The 5,105-nt window shown below is 64.3% G+C and carries 5 protein-coding genes and 2 pseudogenes (1 of these 7 cut by a window edge); 2 read left to right on the top strand and 5 right to left on the bottom strand.

The genetic code is table 11. From position 1 onward, the window contains the following. Nucleotides 1–262: pseudogene (locus B2R83_RS17810) on the top strand (hypothetical protein); its annotated part reaches 277 nt to the left of the window's first position; the annotation flags it as partial. Between the two features lie 215 nt (nt 263–477). Beyond that, on the top strand, nt 478–684 hold the full coding sequence (locus B2R83_RS17815) for a cold-shock protein (protein ID WP_027865721.1): 207 nt from the start codon (nt 478–480) through the stop codon (nt 682–684). 95 nt (nt 685–779) lie between these two features. Here B2R83_RS17815 and B2R83_RS17820 read toward each other — a convergent pair whose 3' ends face one another. From B2R83_RS17820 to B2R83_RS24110, 5 genes and pseudogenes are all read right to left on the bottom strand, one after another. Then, nucleotides 780–1,196, bottom strand: a complete 417-nt coding sequence (locus B2R83_RS17820) for a gamma-butyrobetaine hydroxylase-like domain-containing protein (RefSeq protein ID WP_036208731.1) — start codon at nt 1,194–1,196, stop codon at nt 780–782. An 11-nt stretch (nt 1,197–1,207) separates the two neighbouring features. Beyond that, on the bottom strand, nt 1,208–1,645 hold the full coding sequence (locus B2R83_RS17825; protein WP_292044000.1) for an HIT family protein: 438 nt from the start codon (nt 1,643–1,645) through the stop codon (nt 1,208–1,210). Further along, nucleotides 1,642–2,805 (bottom strand): DUF3400 domain-containing protein, encoded by a 1,164-nt coding sequence (locus tag B2R83_RS24100; protein WP_422655565.1) that lies wholly within the window; start codon nt 2,803–2,805, stop codon nt 1,642–1,644. The genes B2R83_RS17825 and B2R83_RS24100 overlap by 4 nt, the downstream gene beginning before the upstream one ends. Then, nucleotides 2,792–4,318, bottom strand: a complete 1,527-nt coding sequence (locus B2R83_RS24105) for an FAD-linked oxidase C-terminal domain-containing protein (RefSeq protein ID WP_422655566.1) — start codon at nt 4,316–4,318, stop codon at nt 2,792–2,794. The genes B2R83_RS24100 and B2R83_RS24105 overlap by 14 nt, the downstream gene beginning before the upstream one ends. A 370-nt stretch (nt 4,319–4,688) precedes the next feature. After that, a pseudogene (locus tag B2R83_RS24110) lies at nt 4,689–5,036 on the bottom strand (FAD-binding protein); the annotation flags it as partial. Nucleotides 5,037–5,105 lie beyond the last annotated feature (69 nt).

Here is a 5,105-nt window from a genome sequence, read left to right on the forward strand (position 1 = left end):
CATCGGCTTCAACTTCGGCATGGGCCTGGCGCTGAACGACAAGGCCTCGCTCAGTCTCGGCTACGACCACAGCACGGTGGCGCGCATGAAGCAGAACGGCCGCACGGTACCGGGATCGGTAAGGACCCAGCTCGGCACCCTGCTGATCGGCTATTCCTACCGCTTCAACGAGAAACGCTCGCTGTCGGTGGCAGTGGGCGCCGGCGTCACGCGCGATACCCCGGACGTGTCGCTGACGATACGGATGCCGCTCAGTTTCTGATAGGTTTCTACCAGGTTTCTGATAGCTGATGGGCCGCTGCCGGAGACCGGCGGCCCACACTAAAAAAAGGGAGGCGCACGATTGAAAAAAGTTCCTTCCCTTTTAAAAATTTGTCTCTATAATCATTTTTGCAATGTTGAGCACGCCGCTGGATCCACTACCTCCTGACGTCCGACAAAGCAATAACATAGATAAACTTCATTGAGGGAATTACCATGGCGACTGGCACTGTAAAGTGGTTTAACGATGCAAAAGGTTTCGGCTTCATCACCCCGGACGGCGGTGGCGAAGACGTCTTTGCACACTTCTCGGCCATCAACACCCAAGGCTTCAAGTCGCTGGCGGAAAACCAGCGCGTGAGCTTCGACATCACTGCCGGCCCGAAGGGCAAGCAGGCTGCGAACATCCAGCCACAGGCCTGAGACACCACTGCTGCGCTCCCCAGGGAGCGCGCCAAAAACAATGAGCACGTCGACAGACGTGCTCTTTGTTTTTGTGGGCCCGGTTCAGGCAGCGGTCAGTGATGATGCCCGCAGCCCGATTTCGGCGCCGCGCCCGGCACTTCGGTGCCCGGCTCGCGCCCGCTGTCGCCCGCAAAGCCGGCCGCATGCAGGCGGTCCAGGTATTGCTGCCACAGCGAGGCCTGCTCGCTGCCCAGCTTGTACAGGTAATCCCAGGTGAAGATGCCGCTGCCGTGGCCGTCGTCGAACAGGGGCTTGATCGCGTAGTTGCCGACCGGTTCCACGCCGGTGATGCCGACCTCGCGCTTGCCGACCTGGAGCACTTCCTGGCCCGGGCCGTGGCCTTTTACTTCGGCCGAGGGCGAATACACGCGCATCAGTTCGAAGGGAATGGAAAAGCTGTTGCCGTCATCGAAGGCGATTTCCAGCACGCGCGATTTCTGGCGCACGGCGATATCAAGTGGGTTGGGCATGGGGTCTCCTCTTATTCGTTGAAGTGCTTCGCGATCACGGCGGCCAGGTCCGGCAGCAGCGCGCGGCGTGCGGCCAGGACGCCTGCGTCGGTCTGGCGCGCGGCCTGGGCCCACACCGGCGCCGGGAAGTGCGCATCGTCCGCATAGCGCGGGATGATATGCCAGTGCAGGTGCGGCACCACGTTGCCGAGGCTGGCCACGTTGACCTTCAGCGGCTGCATGACTTCGCGCACCGCCTGCTCGACCTGGTAGACGGCCTCGTTGAGCAGCAGGCGGTCATCAATCGACAGGTCGCTCATCTCGCGCACGTGCTCGCGCCAGATGACGCGGCAAAAGCCCGGATAGGCGGCGTCGTCGACCAGGATGACCGAGAGCTTCTCGTCCTGCCAGACCACGGGCACCGTCAGGTGACACAGCTCGCAGCCGGTTTCGCGCATGATCTCCTTCATACCAGCACCCTTTCGATGCCGCCGTTGTTGGCGCGGGCGACGTAGTCGGGCATCCAGTTCTCGCCCAGCAGGTGGCGCGCCATCTCGACCACGATATAGTCGGCGGTGGTGCCGGAATCATGGTTGTAGCGCGACAGGCCCTGCAGGCAGGACGGGCAGCTGGTCAGGATCTTGACGTCGCCCTTGAAGCCGTCGTCGCGCAGTTTATCCGCGCCCTTCTCCATCTCGCCCTGCTTGCGCGAGCGCACCTGGGTGGCGATGTCCGGACGGCTCACGGCGAAGGTACCGGATTCGCCGCAGCAGCGATCGTTCTTCTCGATCTTGACGTTGTCCACGGTGGAAACCAGCGCGTTCACGGTCTTGAGCGAATCCTGCATCTTCATCGGGGTGTGGCAGGGGTCGTGGTACATGTAGCGGGTGCCGCTGACGCCTTCCAGCTTCACCCCTTTCTCCATCAGGTATTCGTGGATGTCGATGAGGCGGCAGCCCGGGAAGATCTTGTCGAACTCGTAGTTCGCCAGCGAGTCGTAGCAGGTGCCGCACGACACCACGACCGTCTTGATGTCGAGGTAGTTCAGCGTGTTGGCCATGCGGTGGAACAGCACGCGGTTGTCCGTCACCATCTTGTCGGCCTTGTCGTACTGGCCGGCGCCGCGCTGGGGATAGCCGCAGCACAGGTAGCCCGGCGGCAGCACGGTCTGCACGCCCACTTCCCACAGCATCGCCTGGGTGGCCAGGCCCACCTGCGAGAACAGGCGCTCCGAGCCGCAGCCCGGGAAGTAGAACACGGCTTCGGTGTCGGCGTTGGTCGCCTTCGGGTTGCGGATGATCGGGATGACCTTGTCGTCCTCGATGTCCAGCAGCGCGCGCGCCGTCTTCTTCGGCAGGTTGCCCGGCATTTTCTTGTTGATGAAGTGGATCACCTGCTCGCGCACCGGCGCCTTTCCGGTGGTCGGGGGCGGCGCTTCCACCTGCGGCTTGGCCAGGCCGCGCAGCAGCTGGTTGCCCATGCGCTGGGCCTTGTAACCGAGGTCCACCATGGCCTTGCGGGTCAGGTTGATGGTGGTCGGGTCGGTCGCGTTCAGGAAGAACATGGCGGCGCGGTTGGCCGGCTTGAAGCTGCGCTTGTCCATCTTGCGCAGCAGGTTACGCATGTTCATCGAAACGTCGCCGAAGTCGATGTTGACCGGGCACGGCGTCACGCACTTGTGACACACGGTGCAGTGGTCCGAGACGTCCTCGAATTCTTCCCAGTGGCGGATCGAGACGCCGCGGCGGGNNCTGCTCTTCGTAGAGGAAGGCTTCGATCAGCGCCGAGGTGGCCAGGATCTTGTCGCGTGGGGAGTACAGCAGGTTCGACTGCGGCACGTGGGTGGTGCAGACCGGCTTGCACTTGCCGCAGCGCAGGCAGTCCTTGATGCTGTTGGCGATCTCGCCGATGTCGCTCTGCTGCATGATGAGCGATTCGTGGCCCATCAGGCCGAAGGACGGCGTGTAGGCGTTGCGCAGGTCGGCCGATACCGCCGTCGTGTTCAGCAGCTTGCCCTTGTTGAAACGACCTTCCGGATCGACACGTTCCTTGTAGTCGCGGAACTCACGGATCTCGTCGTCGGTGAGGAATTCGAGCTTGGTGATGCCGATGCCGTGCTCGCCCGAGATCACGCCGTCCAGCGAACGCGCAAGCCGCATGATGCGCTCGACCGCGGCATGCGCATCCTGCAGCATCGCGTAGTCGTCCGAGTTCACCGGCAGGTTGGTGTGCACGTTGCCGTCGCCGGCGTGCATGTGCAGGGCCACGAACACGCGCGAGCGCAGCACGCGCTTGTGGATGGCCGTGCATTCGTCGAGGATGCATTTGTAGGCCGCGCCGTTGAAGATCTGGCGCAGCTGCGCACGCAGCTCCTGCTTCCAGGAGACGCGGATGGTGTGGTCCTGCACCACGTCGAACAGCAGCGCGTCCGGCTGGGCGCCGATGCGCTGGTCCAGGGTCGACGACAGCCCGTCCAGGCCCAGCTCGTCCAGCTTGCCGCGCACGTCGACCAGCTTCTGGTCGAGGTTGGCGAGGATGAAGCCCCAGCGTGCATGGACCAGCTCCACCAGCGCCACCGCCTGTTGCGGGCGGTCGCCCAGGATCTCGTTGCGGTCGACCGTGTCGCCGGTGGCGTCGTCGCTCTTCTCGATCGGCAGGTGCTCGTTGGCGAGGTACTGGCGCAGCTCGCCGGCCAGCTGCAGCTTGTTCTTGATCGACAGCTCGACGTTGATGCGCTCGATGCCGTCGGTGTACTCGCCCATGCGGTTCAGCGGGATCACCACGTCTTCGTTGATCTTGAAGGCATTGGTGTGGCGCGCGATGGCCGCGGTGCGGGCGCGGTCGAGCCAGAATTTCTTGCGCGCTTCCGCGCTCACGGCCACGAAGCCCTCGCCGACGCGGGTATTCGCCAGGCGCACCACTTCCGAGGCCGCGATGGCGACCGCGTTCTCGTCGTCGCCGACGATGTCGCCGAACAGCGCCATCTTGGGCAGCACGCCGCGCTTGGANNTAGCCGACCGCGCGCAGGTAGCGCTCGTCCAGGTGCTCCAGGCCCGCCAGGCGGATGGTCGAGAAGGCCGGGTCGCCGTTCTTCGGCAGGCCGTCGAGGTAGTCCTTGATCTCGACGATCGACGGGATCGCATCGCGCGCCTGGCCGAAGAATTCCAGCGCCACGGTGCGGGTGAACTTCGGCATCTTGTGCAGGATCCAGCGCGCCGAGGTGATCAAGCCATCGGTGCCCTCTTTCTGAATGCCCGGCAGGCCGGCCAGGAATTTGTCGGTGACGTCCTTGCCCAGGCCTTCCTTGCGGAAGCGGCGGCCTTCGATGGTAAGCGTCTCGGTGCGGAACGGCGCGCCCTTGGCGGCGCCGCGCGGCGTCGGATGGGTCCATTCGAGTTTGAACGTGGCGACCGGCGCGTCGTGGATCTTGGACAGGTTGTGGTCCATGCGCGTGACTTCCAGCCAGTCGCCGTTCGGGTCGACCATGCGCCAGGAAGCCAGGTTGTCGAGCGCGGTGCCCCACAGGACGGCCTTCTTGCCGCCGGCGTTCATCGCGATGTTCCCGCCGATGCAGGACGCGTGGGCCGAGGTCGGGTCGACCGCGAACACGAAGCCGGCTTTTTCCGCCGCCTGCGACACGCGCTGGGTGACCACGCCGGCGTAGGTGTGGATGGTCGCGTATTCGCGGTCTACGCCCGGCAGGCGGCTCAATTCGACTTCACCGATGCCGATCAGCTTTTCGGTGTTGATCACGGCCGACATCGGCGTGAGCGGAATGGCGCCGCCGGTGTAGCCGGTGCCGCCGCCGCGCGGGATGATGGTCAGGCCCAGTTCGATGCAGCCCTTGACCAGGCCGGCCATCTCCTCTTCGCTGTCGGGCAGCAGGACCAGGAAGGGGTATTCGACGCGCCAGTCGGTGGCGTCGGTGAC

The organism is Massilia sp. UBA6681 (assembly GCF_002454935.1).
In the GTDB taxonomy this organism is placed as follows: domain Bacteria; phylum Pseudomonadota; class Gammaproteobacteria; order Burkholderiales; family Burkholderiaceae_D; genus Telluria; species Telluria varians.

What these genes read in the sequence shown, in the direction of transcription:
- B2R83_RS17815 (WP_027865721.1), top strand. Translation starts at nt 478, where the DNA reads ATGGCGACTGGCACTGTAAAGTGGTTTAACGATGCAAAAGGTTTCGGC.
- B2R83_RS17820 (WP_036208731.1), bottom strand. Translation starts at nt 1,196, where the DNA reads ATGCCCAACCCACTTGATATCGCCGTGCGCCAGAAATCGCGCGTGCTG.
- B2R83_RS17825 (WP_292044000.1), bottom strand. Translation starts at nt 1,645, where the DNA reads ATGAAGGAGATCATGCGCGAAACCGGCTGCGAGCTGTGTCACCTGACG.
- B2R83_RS24100 (WP_422655565.1), bottom strand. Translation starts at nt 2,805, where the DNA reads ATGAACATGCGTAACCTGCTGCGCAAGATGGACAAGCGCAGCTTCAAG.